Source organism: Paenibacillus sp. Negev47 (assembly GCF_058313655.1).
The window spans coordinates 4,534,494-4,557,969 of the sequence record NZ_CM177754.1 but is presented as its reverse complement, the minus strand read 5'-3'; the positions used below and the strand labels follow the sequence as shown (position 1 = coordinate 4,557,969).

Here is a 23,476-nt window from a genome sequence, read left to right as displayed (position 1 = left end):
TCCGCATTGACGAGGATTGTGCTCTTTTTATTATTTTCCAAAGTAAGTGTGTTATATCGATACTACGCCTTACCGAGTGCAGCTTGTTTTTGTACCAGGAAGAGTCTCCAGAGAAGCGCTGTTGCTCCTACAGCTAGGCCGGCAATAAGTCCGATCCAATATCCAAAGGCGCCGAGTGAAGTATACGTAGCTGTGAGATAACCTACAGGCAAACCGATGATCCAATACGCTACGAACGTAATGATCAGTGCCGGATTAACATCTTTGTAGCCACGCAGTGCTCCTTGGGTTGGTGTGGCAATTGCATCCGAGATCTGAAAGAAGATGGCATAGATGAGGAAATGCTGCGTAAGTGCAATGACCTCCCGATCGTTAGAATATACGCCTGCAATCTGTTCTCCAAACACAATTAACACGATGGCTGTAAGCAGTGAGAGCCCGATGGCGCCACCAATTCCAAGCAGGCTGTATTGTTTAGCGTCTTTCAGACGTCCTGCACCTGCCTCAAAGCCCACAAGGATGGTAAGAGCCATACATATGCTCACAGGCAACATGTAGAGCGTAGAAGCGAAATTCAGTGCCGCCTGATGGGCGGCAATCGTTGTAGTGTCAAAACGGCTCATCATTAAAGTCACAGCGGCAAAGATGGATGTTTCGAAAAAAGTCGCGAATCCGATGGGTACCCCGATTTTGAGTAACTCTTTCCACTTGGCCAAGGATACACGGGTCCACTGACGGAAAATGCCATATTGGGCGAAAGGTTCAACCCGGTGGACAAAAAAGAGACTAATGAGAAAGATCAGCCAGTATGTACATGCTGTAGCGACACCGGCACCGACACCGCCCAATTGGGGAAAACCCCAGCGGCCGAATATCAGCAGATAATTCAGTAAGATGTTAACGGGGAGGGAAACCAACGTAATGAACATGGTAGTCCGTGTCTGGCCAAGTGCATCCATGAAGCTGCGCAGCACCGTATATCCGAAGAGCGGGATAATGCCAAAAGCGAGTGCGCACAAAAAATAGAAGGCGACTTGGGCAACCCGGGGTTCCAAAGGCATACCATTCAGTATAGGGCCAAGTAATAACGCCCCGGCTCCGATAACGACGAGGCTGACCGCAATCCCGAGATACAATGCCTGTATGACGTTATATCCGATCTGGTCATTACGTTTGGAACCTAGCAGATGGGAAACGACAGGTGTTATACCGATCAGAATCCCGCTTAGTCCAGTTTGAACTGGCATCCACAGACTTGTACCGATCGCGACTCCTGCAAGGTCGGCTGGTGAAAACTTGCCTGACATATTTGTGTCGAAGAACGACATGGCAGAGAGGGCGATTTGAGTGGTGAAGATGGGCAAAAATATAATCAGGAATTGCTTCACTTTCTGTGAAAAGCTTGTTGTGTTCATGTTCACTGGCAGTGCCTCGCTATTCTTAAGAGATGTCATCCAAGTGTCATATATGGACAGCTATACATTGTAGTGGATATTTTGCGTTTTGAATAGGGACAGAACCAGAGGGGAGGCACACCGAGAAAAATGAGCACCCAAAAAACCTCGCTCCGCTTCAGGCGGAACGAGGTTGGATGAATACAAAATATGCAAGAGTGCGGATTACTTATATTGTACACCTGACGTATATCGGTTGGAGGCATTCCAGAGCAGATATTCATGCACATCCATGTCCTTCATCGCTCTGATCTGGTCTTCCACTTGTTTCTTGCCATACTTGATATAATGTCCACTGCCCAGCCAACTTGCTGTGAAATCCTGGATCCACGGGCGAATGACAGGTTTAAGCTCCTTAGTTGGGTCCAGTTTCTTATGCGTGTCTACCATCGAGCCCTTGATGGTCGTGTAAGGATCTTTGTCAGGGTCCTTCACCCCATACCAGCCAGTTGAATAGTGACTAGGGTATACCATCGGTGAGATGACATCCACATTTTCGGATATTTTAACAAAATCCTGTCCAATGCCTTCAGCCGCAGGTACGGAAGCTGCATAACCGAAAATATCAACCGAGACACGCACACCTAAAGGTGCCAGTTCCTTGCGTGCATATTGCACGAATTCAGCGACAACATCGACACGGGACTTTTCAGATTTGGTATATTTCAGCACATCGGCACGAGTTTCGAAGCCTTCTGGGAAACGAACGTAGTCAAATTGAATCTCTTTGAATCCAAGTTTGGCCGCTTCCTTGGCAATCTCAATATTATAGTCCCATACTTCCTTGCTGTAGGGATTCACGAAGCTGTCGCCTTTGCCATTGGACCAAACCGATCCATCCTTGTTGCGGAAGGAAAGCTCCGGATTCTTCTTCGCAAGAATCGTGTCTTTAAATACAACGACACGTGCGATCGGGTAGACGTCGTGTTTTTGCAATCGTTTCATCAAGGCATCGATATCCCGAATAAAAGGCTGGGACTTGCCCATTTTCTGCAGTGCTTTGTTTTCTGTGGGATAAGTTATGTATCCGAGATCGTCTTTGATATCAATGACCATGGCATTCAGTTCCGTATTGTCTGTCAGATCAAGTAATTCTTTCATGCGTGCGCCGCCGGCACTGTAGGCCGTTACATAGATACCTTTGACCACGGGGGCATCAGGTTGTGGGTCAATTTTAGCAGGTGGATTATCGGCATCAATAACAACCTGTTCTTTTTGAGATTGGATAATTGCGGTGTTAAAACTGTTGGTTAACGATTGAAACTGAGGATTTCCCTGATCTGCCACTGCCGGGGTACCACCAAAGCTTCCAAAGGCCATAGCCAGTAAAGCCCAAAACATGTTCATTCATTTCCACTCCCTTATGTGCATTCCATGTATGAATTATACATTAAAGCCTCCGGGCTTTTAACCATATTAATCAAGTAATGAAACACATGGAAAAAAATGAAAACCGCTTCCTGCGGAGGAAATCCCCTGCAAGAAGCGGCGTAATCAATCTAAAAAAAATTATTGAATGTAAATCTCATTTTGATGCTCACAAATACTGTACTGAATGATTTCCATTGCATCTCCCTGTTCCAGGATGCCCAGCCCATCCCGGAGGACAATCAGCGAGTCGAGTTCATTCGGTTTCAAGAAAGGGAGCATTTCCGGGCACCATCTGTTGACAATCTCAAACAGTTTTACCGTTTCCATATCCACATTAATCACCCTTTCCTACTCGAATTCCAAAATGGTAAGTCATTCGGCGCGATTCGGGAAAGCTTATGGTCTGTGAAATTGAAGGGTTGAACCTGCTATACAACATATTTAGGAGCCGTACACCGTTATTATACCACAATGTTATGAATTGTTAACCGTACAGGTGACTCAACTTCTGCGGAATGAGCCCATAACTCCAACCGTTTCCACGATGTTAACAAAAGCGTTTGGATCGGTCTCCTTGATAATACGTTTGATTTCAACCAGCTCGTAACGGGTGGTAACGGTCATTAACATGTCCTTTTCAATATCCGTGTAAGCCCCTTGAGTCTTGATCTTTGTAACTCCGCGAGGCCGAACGAGCAACTTCTTCAACATGGATTCGGTTTCGTTTGTAATAATGTACAGGGTTACTTTGACATGACTGATGTGGATCAGATCAAGCACTTTGCCTGTAATATAGATGGATACCATGGAGGCCAGGGCTGTATTCCAGTTATCACTCAGGTATCCGGCGAGCATAATGATCGAACCGTTCATGCCGGCCATCACTGTACCAATTGGGAAATCCCGCTTACGCGTGAAAATGGAACCGACAATGTCCAGTCCGCCAGTCGAACCGCCGACTCTGAAGGAAACACCAGTGCCCAGTCCAATAAGTACACCACCGAATACTGAGCTTAACAAAGGATCTGTAGCCACAGCAAAAACCGGCAGAAGCGCAATGAACCAGGAAGTGGCTGCTACCGAGAGAATACTTAATGTAATGAAGCGTCGTCCAAGAATAAACCAACCTGCAATAAGCAGGGGAATGTTGAGAACAAAATACATTATACTAAGATTCAAAGTCGTAAAATAACCCAGAAGCATTGAAATACCGGATACCCCGCCGCTTAAAAGCTGATGGGGAACCAAAAACCAGTTAAAGCCGCAGGCAATAGCTGCAGCACCCAAAATGATCACTAAAGAGTGCCAAATTATTTTGGGCAATTTAATCACCTCATTTATATTTAAAACCAGATTGCTGGTAATCTTGAATTGTTTTGTGATATAATAATTTGTGGATATTCTTGAGTAGGAAACTTTTCCTAAATGGAACAATAAAAATTTGAAATGTTTCAAACACATGTATGTAGTTTTAGTCTTATGTTGGGGACACATTCATCGAATTATAATCATTCATGAAAATAATTCGGCCAGTTGGGACACCCTATAAATATTAACGCTACTTAAGAATACAGACAACAAAGTGGATTGTCCACCATGTCCACCATATAAAAGGAGCATGAATAATTTTGACAAATTTAAATTTCACAGATTTCAATCTTGAACCACTGGTGCTGCAAGCCATCACTGAGCTCGGGTTTGAAGAAGCAACACCGATCCAATCCAAAGCGATTCCTTTGGCACTCGAAGGCAGAGACTTGATTGGCCAAGCTCAAACAGGTACGGGTAAAACAGCTGCATTCGGTATTCCGTTGATCAGCAAAATCTCTAAAAGTGACGAAAAAATCCGCGCCCTCATTATGGCACCTACACGTGAACTTGCAATTCAAGTTGCTGAAGAGATCGAAAAACTCACTCGCTTCAAAGGTCTGCGCTCCCTGCCAATCTACGGCGGACAAGATATCGTTCGTCAAATCCGTGCACTGAAAAGAAAACCACAGATCATCATTGGTACACCTGGACGTCTCCTTGACCACATCAACCGCAAAACAATCAAACTTGATGATGTACAAACTGTTGTGTTGGATGAAGCAGATGAAATGCTCGACATGGGTTTCATGGAGGATATTCAATCCATCCTGAAACAAGTTCCAGACGAGCGCCAAACAATGCTGTTCTCAGCAACAATGCCTCCTAACATTCAAAAATTGGCACAACAATTCTTGAACAATCCTGAGCACATTTCTGTGATTCCGAAACATGTTAGTGCACCATTGATTGACCAATCCTATATCGAAGTACCTGAGCGTCAAAAATTCGAAGCGTTGAGCCGTTTGTTGGATATGGAATCTCCTGAACTGGCGATCGTATTCGGACGTACAAAACGTCGTGTTGACGAATTGGCTGAAGCTTTGCAAAAACGTGGATATTCTGCAGACGGTCTTCATGGTGACTTGTCCCAGAATCAACGTGATGCGGTAATGCGTAAGTTCCGTGACGGCAGCATTGACGTACTCGTTGCAACAGACGTGGCTGCACGTGGTCTCGACGTATCTGGCGTAACTCACGTAGTGAACTTTGACCTTCCGCAAGATCCGGAGAGCTATGTTCACCGTATCGGTCGTACAGGTCGTGCGGGTAAAGAGGGTGCTGCTTGGTCCTTCGTTACACCGCGTGAGATCGATCACTTGCACTTCATCGAGCGTGTAACACGTCACCGTATTCCACGTAAACCACTGCCAACAATGGCAGAAGCGGTTGAAGGCAAACAACGTTTGACAGCAGAGCGCTTGCTGGAAATCGTACAATCAGGCGAACTGAATGAATACAAAGGTATTGCGATTCAAATGCTTGAGCAATATGATTCTGTTCAACTGTTGTCGGCTGCACTGAAGCTCCTGACAGGTGACAAAAAAGATGCTCAAGTTGATCTGACTCCTGAAGATCCGATCCGTGCGAAACGTCGTAAACCGGATGTTCGCTCTGGCGGACGTAAACCATCGGGTTACAGCGGTAACCGCACAAGTGGTAGCGGCGGCAGTGGTGGTGGTTACAACCGCGATCGCAACAGCAGTGGTGGCGGACGTGGTGGCTACAACCGTGATCGTAACAGCGGCAGCAGCACTGGCGGTGGAAGCAGAGAAGGTGGTTACAACCGTGACCGCAAACCGCGTCCAAGCAGCAACGAAGGACGTCGTCCAGCGAAAGATTCTTCTTTCGAGTAATATAAACGTGTGAACTGGAAAATGGAGCGGGCGACTGCTCCATTTTTTTATTTTCAAAATTACTGCGCCAATTTTTGTTCACTGCCAAACGCGCTAGTAAGGACAATGCTGATCTCTTTTCGGGAAGTACTGGCTTTTCCTATCTATAATAAGGTATATTAATATTAGACTTCAGGTAATACGCAAGGCTGCGGAGGAGGAGAAATGTTTGGAATTTAAAGGAGCTATGGGTGGGATCTACCGGCTTACAGAGTGGATCACGAGACTGGCCGCAACCAATCTGTTGTGGGCTATTTGTTCGTCTCCGTTCTTGTTTTTCTTGATTATGAAACTGCTCGTAATGCAGCAGAACCTCGCAAACGAATCATTGCAAATGAACTGGGCTATAGCCATTGTGGCACCGCTTACACTGTTCCCGGCGACTTCGGCGCTGTTTACGGTTGTTCGTAAATGGAATATGGGCGATACGGATGTACCGATCTTCCGTACTTTCTTTGTAGGTTACAAGGAAAACTACAAGCAAAGTTTGCTTGGGGGCATTTTTTACACACTGCTGTTCGCGATTATGTATCTGGATTATACGGTGTACATGACGCAGTTCCGTAATATGCAGCTCGTGGGAATCATCATGCTAGTACTGCTTCTCTTGTTATTTGTATCGCTCTTTAACTTTTTCTCGATGGTTGTACACTATCATATGTCCATCGGACTCATTATCAAAAACGCGGTATTGCTTACGCTGATCAGACCTTTCCGTGTATTCTCCACATTGCTGGGAAGCGGATTGCTGTTCTACATTGGTTTCCGTTATCCGGTCTTGTTCATCTTCTTCATCATCAGTATCATCGCCTGGTTTGCTTTCTTTAACTTCTATGCAACCTTCAACAAAATGCAGGAGCAGATGGAGAAGATGCAGTTGAAGAAGGAAGAGGAGGAAGCTGCTGCGCTGGCTGAGAAATCAGCAGAGAACGGTGAAGCATCTGAACCATCAGACGACAAAAACATTACACTGCAAAAATAAAACATCATGGATCGCCATTTACTTTTTACACAGTTAGGGATATAATAATTGTACATCCTGCGATGTACGTTTCGGTTATTCGTTGTTTTGAACCAATGATGACGTCTTCGGGAGATCAACACAGAATGTTGCTGAAAAGCCCTGTCTATACGACATGGGGACTTCAAAAAGCATTTTTGCGGTCACCCACCTGCCAAGCAGGTTCATAAGACAATGTAGCCGGACGGCATAGGCGGGTTCCTAATTTTTCATGTACAGCACCCTGACTTTTCCTCTATTGAAGGAATTTCAGGGTGTTTTTATGTTGTAGTGAATGTATTTGAATGGTTTTGCGATAAATATGATGCTTACCCTTTTGTTACTACTTGAACAATGTTACACTAAGATACATAAATGGAACGGTTACATTCAAAGGAGGAAGGGTCTTGACCTTAAAGAGAACGCTCGTCGGTATCATCCGCAGCATGGAGGGGACCAGCGATCGAGCCAAGGATCCCAAATTAAAAACACGGTATTATAACTTATCCAAAGACAGAGCCTGGGAAGAGGTTTCTTCGACACTCAAAAAGATACCGGGTTATAAAGTGCTGCACGAAGTGCCTTCTGTTGGAGAAGTTATACTGGAGAAGCGGACTACCTTTGGACGGACGATGGATATTACAGTTTCCATTATCTCGGTAAGTCCTGTTCGTAGTGCAGTGGATATGTATTCAGCTTCCCGTGGTTCGCTTGGAGACTTGGGCTCTAACTATCGCACGATCATGAACTTATTCTCTGTACTGGATAAGAAGCTAAGCAAGTATAAAGCAAATGATTGAAATAGATGATGAATTACAAAAAGCGAGTGAAGGTTAACCTTCCTCGCTTTTGTTCTGAACGTGTGATGACTTCTACAGCAATGCTTTGACAGCAGCAATCGCTTGTTCGAAGTTAGGGGAGTCTGTCATTTCAGGCAGATACTCCACATATGTAATCCGGTCTTCGGCATCCAAAACAAAAATGGAGCGCATATCCAACTGGAATTCTTTGATCAGAACGCCGTAGTCTTCACCGAAAGAACGTGTTTTGTAATCTGACAATGTTACTACGCGGTCAACACCGGCTGCTCCGCACCAACGTGCTTGAGCGAACGGAAGGTCAACGCTTACTGTCAAGACAACAACATTGTCTCCGAGCTCTCCGGCTTCAACATTGAAACGACGAGTTTGCGCATCGCATACGCCAGTATCCAGGGAAGGAACAACGCTGATTAATTTGATTTTGCCTGCGAAGTCTTTCAAGGATGCATCTTCAACCAGGTTCTTGCTAAGTGTGAAATCGGGTGCTTGATCGCCCACCTTCAGTTCGGGTCCGATCAATGTAATAGGGTTACCTTTAAAAGTGGCTGCGCCTGTACGTTCTTGTGCCATAATAATGTTCCTCCTTATAAATTGGTGATCCGTGCCAAAATCCATTATAATCTTTTATGAAAGGCATTGTCCAATTCGGACATGTACCATTACGATGGATCAGAGATGTAATTCCGATCTGAACAGGGTGGAGTGAAAGAAGAAATTTATGATATTTATTCGCTATGAGAACTGGAAAGGTTATTTGAAGTATTTCCCTTTGACGTCGATTTTTTTAATTGCCAATGTAGTGATGTTTATTGTGTTAACGGTAAATGGTGGTTCAACGAACAATATGGTGCTGCTGAAATTCGGGGCACTTACGAATTATGAACTGTTCGCTTCGGAGTGGTGGCGCTACATTACATCCATCTTCCTGCATGCGGGCTTCAGTCATTTATTGTTTAACAGCTTTGCGTTAATCGTATTTGCACCACCGATGGAACGGTTGCTCGGGTCGGTAAGATATGGTGTATTGTACCTGGGCGGTGGCGTGTTGGGTAATATTCTTGCTGTTGCGTGGTATAACTCGGTTGGCAGCATTACCATCTCGGTGGGTGCTTCAGGAGCGATATATGCCGTCTACGGTGCCTTCCTGTATGTAGCCCTGTTCCAGCGCACCATGATGGATGAGGCTTCGCGCAAAACGATGTACACTTTGCTGGTGTTCGGGATTGTATTCTCCTTCGCCATGTCGGGTATCAACTGGATGGCTCATCTCGGCGGATTGTTGGGTGGATTCTTTATTTATGGACTGTTAATCAGATTGTGGAAACCCCGCAGCTTAAAGCGGTAGTCAGAACGTTCTCAAGATGGAATGCAATCAAGGATAAGTAGGGTATAACAGATTGGAGCGATCAGGCGAGTGGAATTAAGACAGTTGCATTACTTTTTGAAAGTGGCACAGAAGGAACATGTAACACAAGCTGCTGAAGAGTTGCATGTGGCGCAGTCAGCGGTGAGTCGTCAGATTCATCAGTTGGAAGAAGAACTGGGCGTGGACCTTTTTATGCAAAAGGGACGAAACCTGCAGTTGACTGCAGTGGGACAGCTTTTTTGTAAACGAATTGAAGGCATATTGAAAGATCTGGACAAGGCAGTGGGGGAAGTTCATGAGTTTCTTGACCCGGAGCATGGGGAGATTCGAATTGGATTTCCGCATAGCCTGGGGATTCATCTCATTCCTTCCGTTGTGGCTGCTTTCCGTCAGCGCTACCCCAACGTGAAATTTAGATTCAAACAGGGGATGTTTCCTACACTCATTCGTGATGTGTTATCAGGAGAGGTAGATTTGGCATTCATTTCTCCTTTTCCGGAGAAACACGATCAAGTGGATGGCGATATTGTACTCACGGAAGAGTTACATGCCATCCTTCCTCCGAATCATCCGTTAGCTGGTGAGGAGACGATTGCGCTCGAACAACTCAAGGATGACAAGTTCGTGTTGTTCAGTAAAGGATATTCTCTTCGTCCTATTGTGTGGCATGCCTGTCTGGAAGCTGGCTTTACACCCAAGATCGCTTTTGAAGGTGAAGAGACCGATACCATCCGGGGGTTGGTCGCTGCGGGCATGGGGGTCAGTCTGTTGCCTGAGATGGCGTTATTCCAGACCAACCCGTTGCAACCGGCACATGTGGCCATCTCTCATCCCAAAGTAACACGCACCATCGGGTTAATTCACCGCGCGGATGACAAACTGCCGCTGGTTGCCCAGTCCTTTCGTTCATTTTTGCTTCATTACTTCGGTTTACAACAAAACAATACCCCATCCGATTAACGGTGGGGTATTGTTTTTGTATGATTAGTTTTACAATTAATCGCGGCTGTTGAAGATTCCGATGTAACGAATCAGTTCAAGCAGTGAGATCAGCGCTGCAGCGACGTAAGTCAAGGCTGCGGCATTCAGAACTTTAGCAACACCTTTTTCTTCTTCATTACGGATGTAACCTTCGGATACCATAATCTCTCTTGCGCGATTGCTGGCGTTGAACTCAACCGGTAATGTGATGAGTTGGAACGCAACAGTTACGGAGAAGAAGATGATACCGATACCTACAAGGTTCATTGCATTGAAGAGGAATCCTGCAATCAACAGGAACGGAGCCAATCCGGATGCAAAGTTCACAATTGGGAAGATCCGGTGACGCAGTGCCAGCATGGGATAACTTTCTTTATGCTGAATGGCGTGGCCAACTTCGTGACACGCTACCGAAACAGCTGAGATTGAGTTTTCGTAATATACTGGTTCCGATAAGCGTACAACCCGATTGATCGGATCATAGTGATCAGAGAGTGTGCCGCGTACAGGCTCAATTGGAACATCATGCAGACCGTTAGCGTCGAGCATCTGGCGAGCGGCATCGTAGCCGGTGATTCCATTCTGGTTCGGTACCTCCGACCAACGTCTGAAAGTACCTTTAACGCGAAATTGCGCCCATAAAGAGAGCAAAAAGGCGATAATGATCAATACGAACATACCGTTATTAAAACTCATTTTCATTCCTCCGCTTTCTAATAATAAGCTACATCATGGTGTTCTCAAGCAAGATTTTCAGTGCCTCCATTGTCCCGGCACTTTTGGTGAGTAGTCCTGCCATCATCTTGCGTGCTTGTACAGGTTTCATCTCCCCAAGTAGCGGTTTGAGTTCGTTAACCTCTCGCTCAAGTTGTTGCACATGAAGCTCCAATGTTGTCAATTTGCTGGCAACTTGTTCTTCCGTGCTAACCAGACGCCACTTCTCAAGAGATTGCTTAATCTCGTCGAGACTATACTTCTCTTGTTTCATCTGTACAATACGTTCAAGCCTGGTTAAAGTTTCATTACTATAGAGACGATAATTTTTTTGTGTACGTTCTTCGGGAAAGATCAGTCCAAGCTTCGTGTAATAATCAATCGTCCGTTCACTAACACCGGCGGTCTTGGCAAGTTCGCCAATCCGAAAAAGTTTCATATCCCCAATGATATTCACCTCGCTTGCAAGTTCAAATGTAGGGAATTGTAGTTTCCAACGAATGTATATACTACGCCCAATTTTTCTTACTAATAAGTATGATACATGATCTTTAACCGTACAGTCAAACGTTATGCTTTGGTAATCGACGTGTTTCATTTCTATATCTATGTGCTCATAGAATGTGAATATGTACTTAAGTGCAAGAAAAAGACGCATGACTTTATTCCCAGAAATATTTTTCAGTTTTGATGAAAATACTCTTGTCAACTTTCCTCTCTTCTGCTTATAATGACATTAAGAGTTTCACAATATGTGAAGAAACTTAACATAAGAGGGAGTGGGGTACATGAGAAAGAAATGGTTAGTTTCGGTGTTAGTAATGCTTACTTTGTTCGCTTTTCCGGTCAGTGCATTCGCAGCTGCGGAGGGGCCAACTAACATTGAACTTCAAAGTGGATTGAACTCAGCCTTTACGTTTCTGGCTGTAGTGCTAGTGTTCTTGATGCAAGGGGGATTTGCTTTACTAGAAGCGGGTTCAACACGAATGAAGAATGCAGGACACATTGCGGGTAAGACCATCCTGACATTGGGAATTTCAGTTATTGCCTTCTGGGCTTTGGGCTTCGGTCTTGGTTTCGGTAATGGTAACAGCTTCTTTGGAACAACAGGATTCTTCCTGAGCGGTGACAAGATGGCTGCTTCCTTCGAATCATTGGCTTTCTCCGATGTTCCTCTGACTGTTAAATTCGTATTCCACCTCGCTTTTGCGGCGGTATCTCTGGCCATTGCCTGCGGTGGTATGGCTGAACGTGCAAAAATGAGCGTATATATTGTATTCGGTACACTTTATACCATTATAATGTATCCGGTTGTTGCTCACTGGGTATGGGGCGGCGGCTGGTTGGCTGAGCTGGGAATGCAAGACTTTGCAGGATCGACAGTTGTTCACTTGACTGGTGCGACTGCAGCATTGGTAGCTACCATCTTGTTGAAACCACGTATTGGTAAATACAACAAAGACGGCAAACCTAACATCATTCCAGGTCACAACCAAGTCTATTCCGTACTCGGGGTAATTATCCTCTGGATTGGTTGGTTCGGATTCAACCCAGGTAGTACTTTAACTGCTTTGGACGATGGATTCTTTGGTTATGTTGCATTGACTACTAACGTAGCTGCTGCAGCTGGTGGTGTTGCTGCACTGTTGATTTCATGGGCAGTTCTTGGCAAGTCCGATATTCCTAGCATGTTGAACGGTGTGCTTGCGGCGCTCGTTGCAATTACAGGTGCTTGTGCCTTCGTTGAACCTTGGGCAGCTCTGGTTATCGGTGCTTTGGCTGGTGTTATCACATTCTTCACAGCACAGTACTTCGATCGTAAAGGAATTGACGATCCAATCTACGCTTTCTCCGTACACGGTGTTGCTGGTATGTGGGGAGCAATTTCCACAGGTTTGTTCGCTACACCAGAACTGGCTGAACATGCGGGTGTAGGTCAAGCGGGTCTGTTCTATGGCGGTGGATTCCACCAATTGGGCGTACAGCTTCTCGGTCTGGCAGGTGCCTTTGCCTTCGTACTGGTAATGTCCTTCATTATTCTGGGCGGAATGAAAGCGATCATGGGCATCCGTGTTACTGAAGAAGAAGAAACAATGGGTCTGGATATCAGTGAGCACGGTACTTACGGATACCCTGAACAAATGAAAAATGTAGATTCCAAATCCAATGGTGGTACGTTCAGCTCCTGAGGTGAATAATGCTGAAACATGCTTCAAGGAGGCTGGACATGATGGAACCCATCTCGTATACAAACTATTCCTGGTCTCATGAGGGAATCGATGGCGCGATGTCTTCTCAAGGACTGCGCCAGGCACGTGTGATATTACAGAACGAGCTCCAGGAATTGTTGTCCGCTTCCTTGTCGCCGATCGAGTGGTACCAAACGGTAAATGAACTGCATGACCGGATTGCACGGAAAGCAGTAGAGTTATGCATTCAGGGGATGGTTGAGGAAGGCTTCGGCCAACCTCCCGTCCCCTATGCCTTTATCGTATTTGGCAGTTCCGGCAGGGAAGAAGCAACGTTGTGGAGCGATCAGGATAATGGCATGATTATTAGCGATACTCCGCATGAAGGCAAAGAGGCGTATTTTGCCGAGCTTGGACAGCGAATAACGGATATATTGGAAGAAGTTGGTTATGCCAAGTGTGAAGGCAAAGTGATGTGCTCGGAGCCACTTTGGAGAAAAACGCTGGAATCATGGAAGCAACAATTAGCAGATTGGAGCTCGGATCTGAATTGGGAGCCAGTTCGTAATCTGATCATCGCTTCAGACATGCGTTTTGTTGCAGGAGAGCGTAGTCTGGCAGAGGAATGGATCACGAGTTTTTATGACCAATTTAGACTGGTTCCTGAACTTTCGGATGCAGTTCTTCGCAATACGGTTAAACATAAAGCTACATTAAATGTACTTGGACGAGTGGTTACAGAGCGATTCGGTGAACATGCAGGCGGATTTGATGTCAAGTATGGTTTGTACATTCCGCTGGTGAACAGTGCCCGTTATTTGGCTTTGCAACATGGGATTAAGGAGTCATCTACGTTAAAAAGAATGGAGAGACTGACTTCGCTTGAAGCTGTTCCGTTTACAGTACTGGATGCCTGTCAGCGGGCCTTCACAGCCGCTCTGAAGCTTCGGAGAAGTACGCCGGTTGCCATCCAGCAGGGCTTGCAGCAGAGCAGTGGATTCCTGGATGAGAAACAGATGAAACAGAAGCAGATACATTATGAGCTCAGGGATACGCTTGGGTTGGTCCGACGAGTACATCGTGCTTTGCAAAGACAGTTGCGTTTTGCAGAAAGGAGACGTCCATGAGAGAGCCGGTAAGGGGCAATACAGGATTCTGGAATTCGCTGCGTCAGGGAGGGGTTCCTTCCGCCATCGCTTCCATCATGGGAGCCCCTACGGCGCAACACATGGCGTTTATCCGTTCCATGATGAGGGAGCAGCGCAGACCCGAGGTGCTGCATACTCCCTTGAATGAGCTGGATGCCGTTGTATTTGATCTGGAAACGACGGGCTTCTCTCCTCAGCATGGGGATGAGATTATCTCATTTGGTGCAGTTCGTATACATGGTGGTGTAGTGCTGGAAGGAGAACAGTTCTATACGGTGGTGCAGTCCAAGACTGCGGTTCCGGAACATATTACTGAACTTACAGGTATTACACAGCAGATGACGCTGGACGCACCAACGTTGCTGGAGGGATTGCATGATTTCATGTCTTTTGTAGGCGGAAATGTTCTGATTGCACACGCGAGTGCGCATGACCGAGCCTTTCTGAATGCAGCTCTTTGGCGGACTTCAAAAGTAAGGCTGACGCATCGTCTAATCGATACGATGATGTTGGCCCGCTGGCTTGAACCAAGCAGGCCGGGGTATGGTCTGGATGAATTACTGGAATCCAGAGGTATTCCGATCTATGGACGTCATCATGCGTTGGAAGATTCAAAAATGACTGCACAGTTATGGTCTTGCTATCTGGAGGACATGACTCGTAAAAATGTGGAAACTTTGGGTGATCTGTATACCCAGTTAAGTCACGCATAATGGAACGGGAAGCAAATTGTACGAAGGAACAATCTCTTGAGACTGGTTGTGTTGTACCTTCGAGGATTCAATCTGATAACCGTTCAGTTGCATGTGAGATCTCAATCCGGTTGCAAGGTCAGGTGAGCCGATGAGGTACATCTGAAGCAAACCGGCGAAGGCCGGAAGAGCTTGCATGTCCTCTAAGGAAGGAACAGGCTTTGTATGCGGATGAGAATGGAAGATGCCAATGAGCTTAGGTTCGGAGAATATGCACCGAATCCATTCGGCATCGTCCAGTGCAAAATGGTGCAGCGGGTCAGGTGCTACGTTACGAATGGGCTGAAACCGACTGATTCGTATGCCGCCCGCTGCGGTTTCACCCAGCATAACCCCGCAGGCTTCTTGCGGTAGCGAAAGGAACATGTGCTTTGACATCTCTTGTTCTACGGAAGAAGGGATGTAGAAGACGTTTTGCTGCCCGTGAAGTGCTGCCATTTGTATTCACCCCTCTCTCTTTGGCTCCTGCTTAGGCAGGAGTCCTTTTTCATTTTATTTTGTGTGATCCGGATTGTAAAATTTTAAAGGAAAAGGGTACAATATTAAAGAGAACATTTGGAATCATGTTCTGGTGAACTGTTATTTAGAGTGATTAACATTTAGCATGCACAAAAATTACGGTTTCAGTTTCAATATGCTAATTATATAAAAGGGTGGCGGGTTATGAAACGAAACATATACATACTCCTTGGTGTTGTCTTGCTGGTTGGTATTGCACTGGCCCAGAATGCGGGTGACGGTATTGCTGCCGTATTTAAGCAGGAAGAACCCATGCCTACAGAGACGGGACCGCGTGCGGGTCTTCTGGCGCCTGCCTTTACTCTGACAGCAATGGATGGGAAGACGTACAGTGTCGGGGGCGCGAAAGATAAGGCCACGTTCGTCAGTTTCTGGGCATCCTGGTGTGAGCCGTGTAAACAGGAAGCTCCCGAGCTGAATAGAATGGCTGCGAAATACAAGGATAAGCTTGATCTGTATGGGGTTAATGTAACATCTTACGATAAACTCAAAGATGCCAAAGCTTTTGTGGATGAGTACCAACTGACGTTCCCTATCCCCTTGGACGAGAAGGGGACAGTGTATGCCCAATACAATGGGGTGGCTTTTCCGACGAATGTTCTGATTGACTCCAGAGGAGTTATACAGGAGATTATCTTGGGAATTTTGCCCGAAAAAGAGTTGGAACGTAAGATTAAAGAGCTTGTAGCAAATTAATGTTCACTAAAAAAGGAAGCCTCTGCATCCATGAATCATGGGTACGAAGGCTTCCTTTTTATTTTCCGGGAAATAAGCGTTAAGAGGTTGTTCAAAAATTCCGCTTTTTTGAACATGTACTTTAGTGGTTGCTTAACCCGTGAGCAGGAATAGGAAGTATGCCTGGCTCATCCTGCAATTTTTCCTGAAGCAACGCATAGCGGAAACTGTGCACAAGAGCTTCCCAACTTGCTTCAATCACGTTCTCGGATACACCAACGGTGTTCCATGTGTTTTGGGTGTTCTTGGATTCGATCAATACACGAACTTTGGCAGCTGTGGCATCCTTCTCATCCAGTACACGTACTTTGTAGTCTGAGAGGTGCATGTTGGCAAGTGAAGGGAAGTATTGGACCAACGCTTTCCGAAGCGCGTTATCGAGTGCGTTGACCGGACCGTTTCCTTCAGCAGCGGTATAGACACTTGTTCCAGCCACGTTAAGTTTGACAAAGGCTTCAGAAACAACGGATTTCCCCGCCGTTTTCTCCACAAGCATTTTGAATGATTCAAAAGTGAACAATTCTTTCATGTCGCCGTTTGCTTCACGAATCAACAATTCGAGCGAGGCATCTGCGCCTTCGAACTGGTAACCCTGATGCTCCAAGTCTTTGATTTTCTCAATAATCTGACGTGAATTGGCACTGTTTGGATCGAACTCAAGACCCAATTCCTGTGCTTTGGACACAATGTTACTCTGTCCAGCAAGCTCCGAGACCAGCACACGCTGTTTGTTACCGACGAGTTCAGGCACAATATGTTCGTAGGTGCGTGAATCCCGCAGGATCGCAGAGACGTGAATACCGCCTTTGTGAGCAAAAGCGGCATTACCGACATATGGCTGATTAATCGGCATATTTACATTGGCAATCTCGCTTACATATCTGGCGACGTTCGTAAGCTGTCTCATGGAATCTTCCGTAACACATTCATAGCCAAGCTTCAGCTGCAAGTTCGGAATGATGGACGCAAGATTTGCGTTACCGCAACGCTCTCCATAACCGTTCATCGTTCCTTGAACCTGACGGGCTCCTGCTTGTACAGCGCTTAGTGTGTTGGCAACAGCAAGTTCGCAATCATTATGTGTATGGATACCGAGATGTGCATGAGGCAGGCTTCTGTGCAGTGCAGACACGATCTCGTGTACCTCGTTCGGCATGGTTCCACCGTTCGTATCACACATGACGAGCCAGTCCGCTCCGGCCTCGTGAGCCTTGGTCAAAACCGCTTGAGCATACTCCGGGTTATGTTTGAATCCGTCAAAGAAGTGCTCTGCATCGAAGATCACTTCCATACCATTCTGTTTCAGATAGGCAATGGAATCATAGATCATGGACAGATTCTCTTCCAGTGTAGTCTGCAAAGCGGTATGCACATGGAAGTCCCATGATTTACCGACCAAGGTAGCAGCCTGTGCACCAGATTCGATCATGCGCTTCAGGTTGGCGTCTTCACTAGCGATGCTGCCTTTACGGCGTGTGCTACCAAAAGCAACAACCTTTGCGTTCAGGTTCAATTCCTTGACTCTTTTGAAAAACTCAATGTCCTTGGTGTTGCTGCCGGGAATTCCGCCTTCAATATAATGGACACCCAGGTCATCAAGCTTCTTGGCAATTTTGAGTTTGTCGTCTGCCGATAAGCTGACACCCTCCCCTTGTGTGCCGTCACGTAAAGTCGTATCGAAGATGGAAATGGCCTTTGACATGAAGATCCTCCTTTGAGATAAAGCGCTTTTTTAAAAGTTTTGGATTGTTAGTTAAGAAAAGCTGTTAAGTACGTTAGTGGACGAATCCTTCGATTCAGCAACGCTACACTGTGTTAAACTCGATGCGCTGATTTGTCCTAAAGTCGTCAATTTGTATAATTAATTATTATAGCACCATTATAGCCAAATGCTACATAGAAATCGCAGTTTCATGTAACAATTATCGGATTTTAGAGCGAAAAAGGGGAAGTCATTCATAATTCGAATGTGTGTTATAATCTATTATTAAGGCTTAATTGAAATAAATGGAAGAAAAGGAGGGTTGATTTTGACTTTTTTATGGGGAAATACGATTATTACCCTGATCACTTTGATTCTTGTTGTAAGTGTAGGTTGGCTGATTATTCGGTCTCTGATCAGATCTCACAGAAAATAAAATCACGTGACTGAATTTACATAGTGGTTTTGATATACTATAGAAGAAAGAAATTCGTTTCAATAACTAGTGTGCATGAAAGGGCGGGAGTTCATGATGTCTTCAGACGGCAATCCTCCAGCGAATGTGGATCAATATTACCCTACAGCCGGACGGGTGATTCTGCATGTGGATATGAATGCTTTCTACTGCTCTGTACATGAAGCCGAGGAACCCGATCTATATAGAGGAAAAGCAACGGCCGTTGCGGGTAGCAGTGAACTACGCAAGGGTGTAATCGTAACCTGCTCATATGCCGCTCGTAACCGGGGCATCTCAACAGGTATGGTTGTACACCAAGCGATGAAAAAGTGCCCTGATCTCATTGTGATTCGTCCTGATTTTCATCTCTATCGCAAATATTCAAGAGAATTCATGCAAATTGCGTATAGTTATACGCCTCAACTTGAGGCGACGTCCATTGATGAGTGTTATCTTGATATTACAGGCTCAAGGCAATTCGGGAATCCGATGGAGATTGCGGAGAGCATTCAGCGTAGAATCAAGGATGAATTGGGGCTGCCTTGTTCCATTGGGATTGCACCCAACAAACTATTGGCGAAAATGGCTTCAGATCTGAAAAAACCAAATGGTATCTCCATTTTGCGTATGAGGGATGTACCCCGGATTCTCTGGCACAGGCCATGTAACGAGATGTTTGGCATTGGTAAAAAATCGGCTGAAAAGCTGAAAAAACTGGGCATTGAGACGATTGGTCAATTGGCTAAATCGGATGAGAACATGTTGACTGAACTATTCGGAGTCAATGGAGCATGGCTCAAAAATTCTGCAAACGGCATTAACCATTCCGCGGTTCACGCTGAACGGGAAGCCAATAAATCCATTGGACATACGACCACTTTACCAGCGGATGTAGCGGATATGAACGATATACATCGTGTATTCCTCAATATAAGTGACCAGGTAGCCAGAAGATTGCGCAAGCACGAAATGCTCAGCCAGGGTATTCAGATTACCATTCGGACACCAGATATGAAAACGATCACCCGATCACGTCTAATGGAAGTTCCTACGGAGGATGCAACGGTCATCTATCGTGAAGCCTGTAAACTATTTGAGAAGCATTGGGGTAGTGGCAAACCTGTACGCATGCTGGGTGTGACGCTTCAAAACTTGATTCCAAGAGAAGAATCCGCTGTACAGATGGACTTGTTCGAATATGAGCAGAAGCCCAAGAAGGACAATCTGATTCGAATTATGGATCAGTTACGCGATAAGTTTGGTGAGAATGCCGTTGTGACCGCAGGTATGCTTGGGGACGATCCTTCCGTGCTGCTTCGCAATCATAAAGTGCGGGGGACTTCCCTGCAAAAAGATAATTTGCAAAGTCTTGATTGAATAGGGGATAATAGAGACTTGTGGTTGCAAAATGATTTGTAATTATTCTTGCTTTGGTTTAATATGTTTCTAGATAAAAACACTGTACGTTTCGAATTTTAGGAGGAGAGAATGTAAATGAGTAAATATACTTGGGTTGAAAAAGACACATGCATCGCATGTGGTGCTTGTGGAGCAACGGCTCCTGACATCTACGATTACGATGATGAAGGTTTGGCAGAAGTTATCTTTGACGGCGATGCTAACCATGGTGTTAAAGCTATTCCAGACGACTTGTTTGACGATATGCAGGATGCATGCGACGGCTGCCCTACAGATTCCATCAAAGTAGCGGACGAGCCTTTCAATAAAGAGGGCTAAGTATTTCTCACATGAACACTGAGCACTTTCTCTTGTCTTTACGACAAGGGAAGGTGCTTTTTTTGTCTCCGATTATTGTCGAAACCCCTTTTCCCACCGGGTACTGAAGTCCTATGGATTCATCGACTGGTTATGCCGATATATAATGTTATACGGAAAAAGGCGAAATAGTGGAGGATCGGATGCAAAATACTCATCTAAGAACATATGTCAAGAAACATCCCGACAATAAAATGGCCTGGTATCTACTTGGAAAGGAGTACTTGGGCGAAGGACAGGAGGCTAAAGCCAACTATTGTTTTCAGCAAGCGGGCGAGGTTTACGAAGCATTTGAACGTAGTAAAGCTCCTGCTGACATCTGGGTGGACTATCAGGAGAAATTGGTGGAGATGTCTGAGCAAAAGGAGAAAAAACTACGTAGACGCAAAATGTGGCTTACGTTGTTAATGCTGCTTGTTCTGGCAGGTCTGCCACCTGCGGATGCTCCGGGTTTCAGTCGTGAAGCAGTCGATGCACTGTCATCTGCACTGGAATCCACGGATGACATGCCTGACCCTGTAGCAGCGGATCAGCAGGATGGGACTGCAGCCATTCCGCCAAGTAATGTGTTCACTGCTGCAGCATTTGGTGGAGGCAACCATGGCGAGGCTGCGCTCGCTGCTGCCTGGTCGGGGTCTGGTCCGAAAGTAGAGACTTCGGCTGTACTGGGGATGCAAACTTCGGATGATTGGTCTTTATGGAAGCGAAATATGCCTGTGAAATACATTGTGCAGACCAATACAAGCGGGAAATTAACTGCACAGAGTTATGATGCCGAGCAGTGTAACTGTAAACCTCCTGAAGTGATGCCGAAAATCAAAAAGATGGCCTTGGCGTGGACCGCCAAGCAAGAAGCCGCTGCATCATTATCGAGCGCAATCGTTGCCTATCGCAAACAAAAGGGCGCCTGGCCCAAGAGCGTAACGCAATTGGCCCAGCCATTTCCGAATAATATTTTGGGAGAGACTGCACCGGGTATGACAGAGATGTTTCCAAAGCTGTTAGCCGTGCATCAAGGAAAGGCACAGGAAGGAGAGGGCGATCCGAGTGGGAAAGAGAGCGGTCCGACAACTTCAAATTCCCCTCAAGGCAAAAATGCCGCTTTTGCGGATACGCTTGGTGGTAAGCCTTTTTTGCAGGAACCGCTTGAGATTGTCATTGATAAGGATAAACATAAACTTGCTTTGATCAGTGGGAACACCATAGTTCGTATGTATGACGTGGGACTTGGTGGTAATCGAACACCGGAGGGAGCATTTGTTATTACAGATAAAGTGGTCAATCCAAATGGTCGCTCGAACGGTGAGTTCGGAAGCAGGGGCATGCAGCTCTCGGATACGAATTATGCCATCCATGGGACCAACGAGCCGGACAGTATCGGACTGGATGAGTCCCTTGGATGTGTGAGAATGCGCACAGGAGATGTAGAAGAGTTATTCGCTCTTGCTCCGCAAGGCACTCCAGTACGCATCGGAGAAGATGTGCTGCCAGATCTAACGCTTGTTCCAGAAGCGAAACAGCGTTATCAACATACACTTGTTCCGAAACAAAATAATCCGAGCAAAACGTATCACTGGCTGAACTGACCTGCTTGATATGTAGAATGAGATGCAATCAGCCTGAATCATCTACATGTTGGCAATAATGATAAGAGCTCCAATGATGATGATCAAGCCGCCTACACTGGCTGCTGTCCATGCAATGGCTTTGCGATTCACTTCTTCTTTCTTTTGCTGTAGCGCAGGTGGTTTACGTTTGGGAGCCATGAGTTATTCCTCCTTATTGGAATAGGACTGGTGTAGAGTAACCATGCTCTCATTGTAAAGAATTCAACTCGCCATTTCCAGTAGGCGGGTGGATTTCTTGTGAGCATTTTGTATTATTCGATTTGTGCTGTCTATGCGCAAACTACTTTCCTTTTTAATAAGAAACGGATAGACTTGAGTGTAGAGTGTTTTTTACATATGAAAAGACGGCAAACGGCTTTTTGGCGTACCGGACCAGAACGGAGTGAGTGATTTGTTATACAGAAGTCTTGCTAAACCTTTGTTATTCAAAATGGACCCTGAACAGGCCCATCATCTGATTATTGGCGGCCTTAGTGGCATGGGCAGCATCCGTCCAGTTCCTTCCGGACTGCGTGTGATGTATGGTGTTCGTGAAACGTCGGATCTGGCTGTTGACATGTTCGGTTGTCATTTTCCTACACCTGTTGGTCTGGCTGCGGGCCTGGACAAAAACGGACAGGCTGTAACGGGCTTTTCTTCCATTGGATTTGGATTCATGGAAGTGGGTACCGTGACGCCACTTGCGCAGCCAGGTAACGATCAGCCACGGCTGTTCCGCTTGCCTCCAGATGAGGCTTTGGTGAACCGGATGGGCTTCAACAATCTCGGTGCGAAAGCTATGGCAGGCGAGTTGGCACGTCTTCAGGATCGCCGCATTCCGGTGGCTGTTAACATCGGCAAGAATAAGGCAACGTCTAATGAGGAAGCTCACCTGGACTATTCGAAGTGCATTCAGGCGCTATACGATTATGCGGATCTGTTCGTGGTCAATATTAGTTCACCAAATACACCGGATTTGCGTAATCTGCAACATGGGAATGAATTGAAGGAACTGCTCGCTGCGGTCATGAACGAGATGAACGTGCAGCATGCACGAGCGGGTGGGGCGATCAAATCGGTACTGGTGAAAATCGCACCGGATGTGAACGATCAGGAGCTTGAATATATGGTTCGCACGATTGCGGATAGTGGCGTTGCGGGCATTATTGCAACGAACACAACGATCAGCCGCACAGGACTTTCTCACCAACATGCGAAGGAAACTGGGGGTCTGAGCGGTAAACCTCTGCGTGAGCGTTCAACGGAAATTATTCGCCAGATCTATCGTCAGACCGAAGGGAAACTTCCGATTATCGGTTCAGGTGGCATTTTCACAAGTGAGGATGCATACGAGAAAATTAAAGCTGGAGCAAGCCTGGTCGAAATATATACAGCATTGATCTATGAAGGACCTGAGGTGAATCGGCGTATTCATGCCGGACTGCGTGAGTTACTGCGCAAGGACGGTTATCGTCATATCTCTGAAGCAGTTGGTGCGGAGCATCGTTGAGAAGGATTGTGCATCCTCGGAATGAAAATATAGAAGCATGGAAGAGCGTAAAATGGTTCGGGACTCTTCCCCCCACCAAACATCATGTATAATGGAATAGAACAGGGGACG

23 protein-coding genes and 1 other RNA gene are annotated in these 23,476 nt (G+C 45.9%); 14 read left to right on the top strand and 10 right to left on the bottom strand.

Features of this window, described 5'->3' with window-relative positions; genetic code table 11:
- Window positions 1–62: 62 nt before the first annotated feature.
- From AC4G47_RS20375 to AC4G47_RS20360, 4 genes are all read right to left on the bottom strand, one after another.
- Entirely contained in the window at window positions 63–1,415 is a 1,353-nt protein-coding gene (locus AC4G47_RS20375) for an MATE family efflux transporter (RefSeq protein ID WP_491106753.1), read from the bottom strand.
- 204 nt (window positions 1,416–1,619) lie between these two features.
- Window positions 1,620–2,801 carry a putative glycoside hydrolase gene (locus AC4G47_RS20370; protein ID WP_491102362.1) on the bottom strand — a complete coding sequence of 394 codons (1,182 nt, stop codon included), beginning with the start codon at window positions 2,799–2,801 and terminating at the stop codon, window positions 1,620–1,622.
- Between the two features lie 162 nt (window positions 2,802–2,963).
- Window positions 2,964–3,152: a hypothetical protein gene (locus tag AC4G47_RS20365; protein WP_029880762.1), complete on the bottom strand. Its 189-nt coding sequence runs from the start codon at window positions 3,150–3,152 to the stop codon at window positions 2,964–2,966.
- 174 nt (window positions 3,153–3,326) lie between these two features.
- Window positions 3,327–4,148, bottom strand: coding sequence for a YitT family protein (locus AC4G47_RS20360; protein WP_458126237.1), 822 nt, complete (start codon window positions 4,146–4,148; stop codon window positions 3,327–3,329).
- Window positions 4,149–4,453: 305 nt separating this feature from the next.
- Between AC4G47_RS20360 and cshA the strand changes: the two genes are divergently transcribed.
- The 4 genes from cshA to AC4G47_RS20340 all read left to right on the top strand — a co-directional run bounded on the left by cshA (window position 4,454) and on the right by AC4G47_RS20340 (window position 7,888).
- The gene (gene cshA / locus AC4G47_RS20355; protein WP_076209022.1) at window positions 4,454–6,049 is read left to right on the top strand and encodes a degradosome RNA helicase CshA; all 1,596 of its coding nucleotides are present in this window, start codon (window positions 4,454–4,456) and stop codon (window positions 6,047–6,049) included.
- A gap of 208 nt (window positions 6,050–6,257) precedes the next feature.
- The gene (locus AC4G47_RS20350) at window positions 6,258–7,070 is read left to right on the top strand and encodes a YesL family protein (protein ID WP_491102361.1); all 813 of its coding nucleotides are present in this window, start codon (window positions 6,258–6,260) and stop codon (window positions 7,068–7,070) included.
- A gap of 51 nt (window positions 7,071–7,121) precedes the next feature.
- Window positions 7,122–7,313: non-coding RNA, 6S RNA (ssrS, locus tag AC4G47_RS20345), on the top strand.
- Between the two features lie 182 nt (window positions 7,314–7,495).
- Window positions 7,496–7,888, top strand: a complete 393-nt coding sequence (locus AC4G47_RS20340) for a DUF1499 domain-containing protein (RefSeq protein ID WP_017689382.1) — start codon at window positions 7,496–7,498, stop codon at window positions 7,886–7,888.
- 72 nt (window positions 7,889–7,960) lie between these two features.
- Here the strand turns inward: AC4G47_RS20340 and tpx are convergent, their stop codons facing one another.
- Window positions 7,961–8,479 (bottom strand): thiol peroxidase, encoded by a 519-nt coding sequence (tpx, locus tag AC4G47_RS20335; RefSeq protein WP_145319309.1) that lies wholly within the window; start codon window positions 8,477–8,479, stop codon window positions 7,961–7,963.
- 148 nt (window positions 8,480–8,627) lie between these two features.
- Here tpx and AC4G47_RS20330 point away from each other — a divergent pair, with 148 nt between their 5' ends.
- Window positions 8,628–9,254, top strand: a complete 627-nt coding sequence (locus AC4G47_RS20330; protein WP_458126239.1) for a rhomboid family intramembrane serine protease — start codon at window positions 8,628–8,630, stop codon at window positions 9,252–9,254.
- Window positions 9,255–9,323: 69 nt separating this feature from the next.
- A complete protein-coding gene (gene gltC / locus AC4G47_RS20325; protein WP_062833647.1) occupies window positions 9,324–10,235 on the top strand; it encodes a glutamate biosynthesis transcriptional regulator GltC in 912 nt (303 codons plus the stop codon).
- 36 nt (window positions 10,236–10,271) lie between these two features.
- Here gltC and AC4G47_RS20320 read toward each other — a convergent pair whose 3' ends face one another.
- Window positions 10,272–10,952, bottom strand: coding sequence for a zinc metallopeptidase (locus AC4G47_RS20320; RefSeq protein ID WP_076330476.1), 681 nt, complete (start codon window positions 10,950–10,952; stop codon window positions 10,272–10,274).
- A 28-nt stretch (window positions 10,953–10,980) separates the two neighbouring features.
- Window positions 10,981–11,409 carry a MerR family transcriptional regulator gene (locus tag AC4G47_RS20315; protein ID WP_458126240.1) on the bottom strand — a complete coding sequence of 143 codons (429 nt, stop codon included), beginning with the start codon at window positions 11,407–11,409 and terminating at the stop codon, window positions 10,981–10,983.
- Window positions 11,410–11,758: 349 nt separating this feature from the next.
- Here AC4G47_RS20315 and AC4G47_RS20310 point away from each other — a divergent pair, with 349 nt between their 5' ends.
- Genes AC4G47_RS20310 through AC4G47_RS20300 form a run of 3 tightly spaced genes read left to right on the top strand, consistent with a single transcriptional unit; the run spans window position 11,759 to window position 15,020 of the window.
- Window positions 11,759–13,159: an ammonium transporter gene (locus AC4G47_RS20310; RefSeq protein WP_062833649.1), complete on the top strand. Its 1,401-nt coding sequence runs from the start codon at window positions 11,759–11,761 to the stop codon at window positions 13,157–13,159.
- Window positions 13,160–13,200: 41 nt separating this feature from the next.
- On the top strand, window positions 13,201–14,286 hold the full coding sequence (locus AC4G47_RS20305; protein ID WP_491106752.1) for a DUF294 nucleotidyltransferase-like domain-containing protein: 1,086 nt from the start codon (window positions 13,201–13,203) through the stop codon (window positions 14,284–14,286).
- Window positions 14,283–15,020 carry an exonuclease domain-containing protein gene (locus AC4G47_RS20300; protein ID WP_062833651.1) on the top strand — a complete coding sequence of 246 codons (738 nt, stop codon included), beginning with the start codon at window positions 14,283–14,285 and terminating at the stop codon, window positions 15,018–15,020. The genes AC4G47_RS20305 and AC4G47_RS20300 overlap by 4 nt, the downstream gene beginning before the upstream one ends.
- Here the strand turns inward: AC4G47_RS20300 and AC4G47_RS20295 are convergent.
- A complete protein-coding gene (locus AC4G47_RS20295) occupies window positions 15,006–15,497 on the bottom strand; it encodes a M67 family metallopeptidase (RefSeq protein ID WP_458126242.1) in 492 nt (163 codons plus the stop codon). The genes AC4G47_RS20300 and AC4G47_RS20295 overlap by 15 nt on opposite strands.
- A gap of 225 nt (window positions 15,498–15,722) precedes the next feature.
- On the opposite strand from AC4G47_RS20295, the gene AC4G47_RS20290 reads away from it, so the two are divergent.
- Window positions 15,723–16,274: a TlpA family protein disulfide reductase gene (locus tag AC4G47_RS20290; protein WP_491102360.1), complete on the top strand. Its 552-nt coding sequence runs from the start codon at window positions 15,723–15,725 to the stop codon at window positions 16,272–16,274.
- Window positions 16,275–16,395: 121 nt separating this feature from the next.
- Here AC4G47_RS20290 and cimA read toward each other — a convergent pair whose 3' ends face one another.
- Window positions 16,396–18,015, bottom strand: a complete 1,620-nt coding sequence (cimA, locus tag AC4G47_RS20285) for a citramalate synthase (protein WP_458126244.1) — start codon at window positions 18,013–18,015, stop codon at window positions 16,396–16,398.
- Between the two features lie 532 nt (window positions 18,016–18,547).
- Between cimA and AC4G47_RS20280 the strand changes: the two genes are divergently transcribed.
- The 3 genes from AC4G47_RS20280 to AC4G47_RS20270 all read left to right on the top strand — a co-directional run bounded on the left by AC4G47_RS20280 (window position 18,548) and on the right by AC4G47_RS20270 (window position 21,834).
- Entirely contained in the window at window positions 18,548–19,849 is a 1,302-nt protein-coding gene (locus tag AC4G47_RS20280) for a DNA polymerase IV (protein WP_491106751.1), read from the top strand.
- 117 nt (window positions 19,850–19,966) lie between these two features.
- The gene (locus tag AC4G47_RS20275; protein ID WP_017689369.1) at window positions 19,967–20,209 is read left to right on the top strand and encodes a ferredoxin; all 243 of its coding nucleotides are present in this window, start codon (window positions 19,967–19,969) and stop codon (window positions 20,207–20,209) included.
- Between the two features lie 182 nt (window positions 20,210–20,391).
- A complete protein-coding gene (locus AC4G47_RS20270) occupies window positions 20,392–21,834 on the top strand; it encodes a L,D-transpeptidase (RefSeq protein ID WP_491102359.1) in 1,443 nt (480 codons plus the stop codon).
- Window positions 21,835–21,876: 42 nt separating this feature from the next.
- Here the strand turns inward: AC4G47_RS20270 and AC4G47_RS20265 are convergent, their stop codons facing one another.
- The gene (locus AC4G47_RS20265; RefSeq protein WP_017689367.1) at window positions 21,877–22,014 is read right to left on the bottom strand and encodes a hypothetical protein; all 138 of its coding nucleotides are present in this window, start codon (window positions 22,012–22,014) and stop codon (window positions 21,877–21,879) included.
- Between the two features lie 253 nt (window positions 22,015–22,267).
- On the opposite strand from AC4G47_RS20265, the gene AC4G47_RS20260 reads away from it, so the two are divergent.
- Window positions 22,268–23,365 carry a quinone-dependent dihydroorotate dehydrogenase gene (locus AC4G47_RS20260; protein ID WP_458126246.1) on the top strand — a complete coding sequence of 366 codons (1,098 nt, stop codon included), beginning with the start codon at window positions 22,268–22,270 and terminating at the stop codon, window positions 23,363–23,365.
- Window positions 23,366–23,476 lie beyond the last annotated feature (111 nt).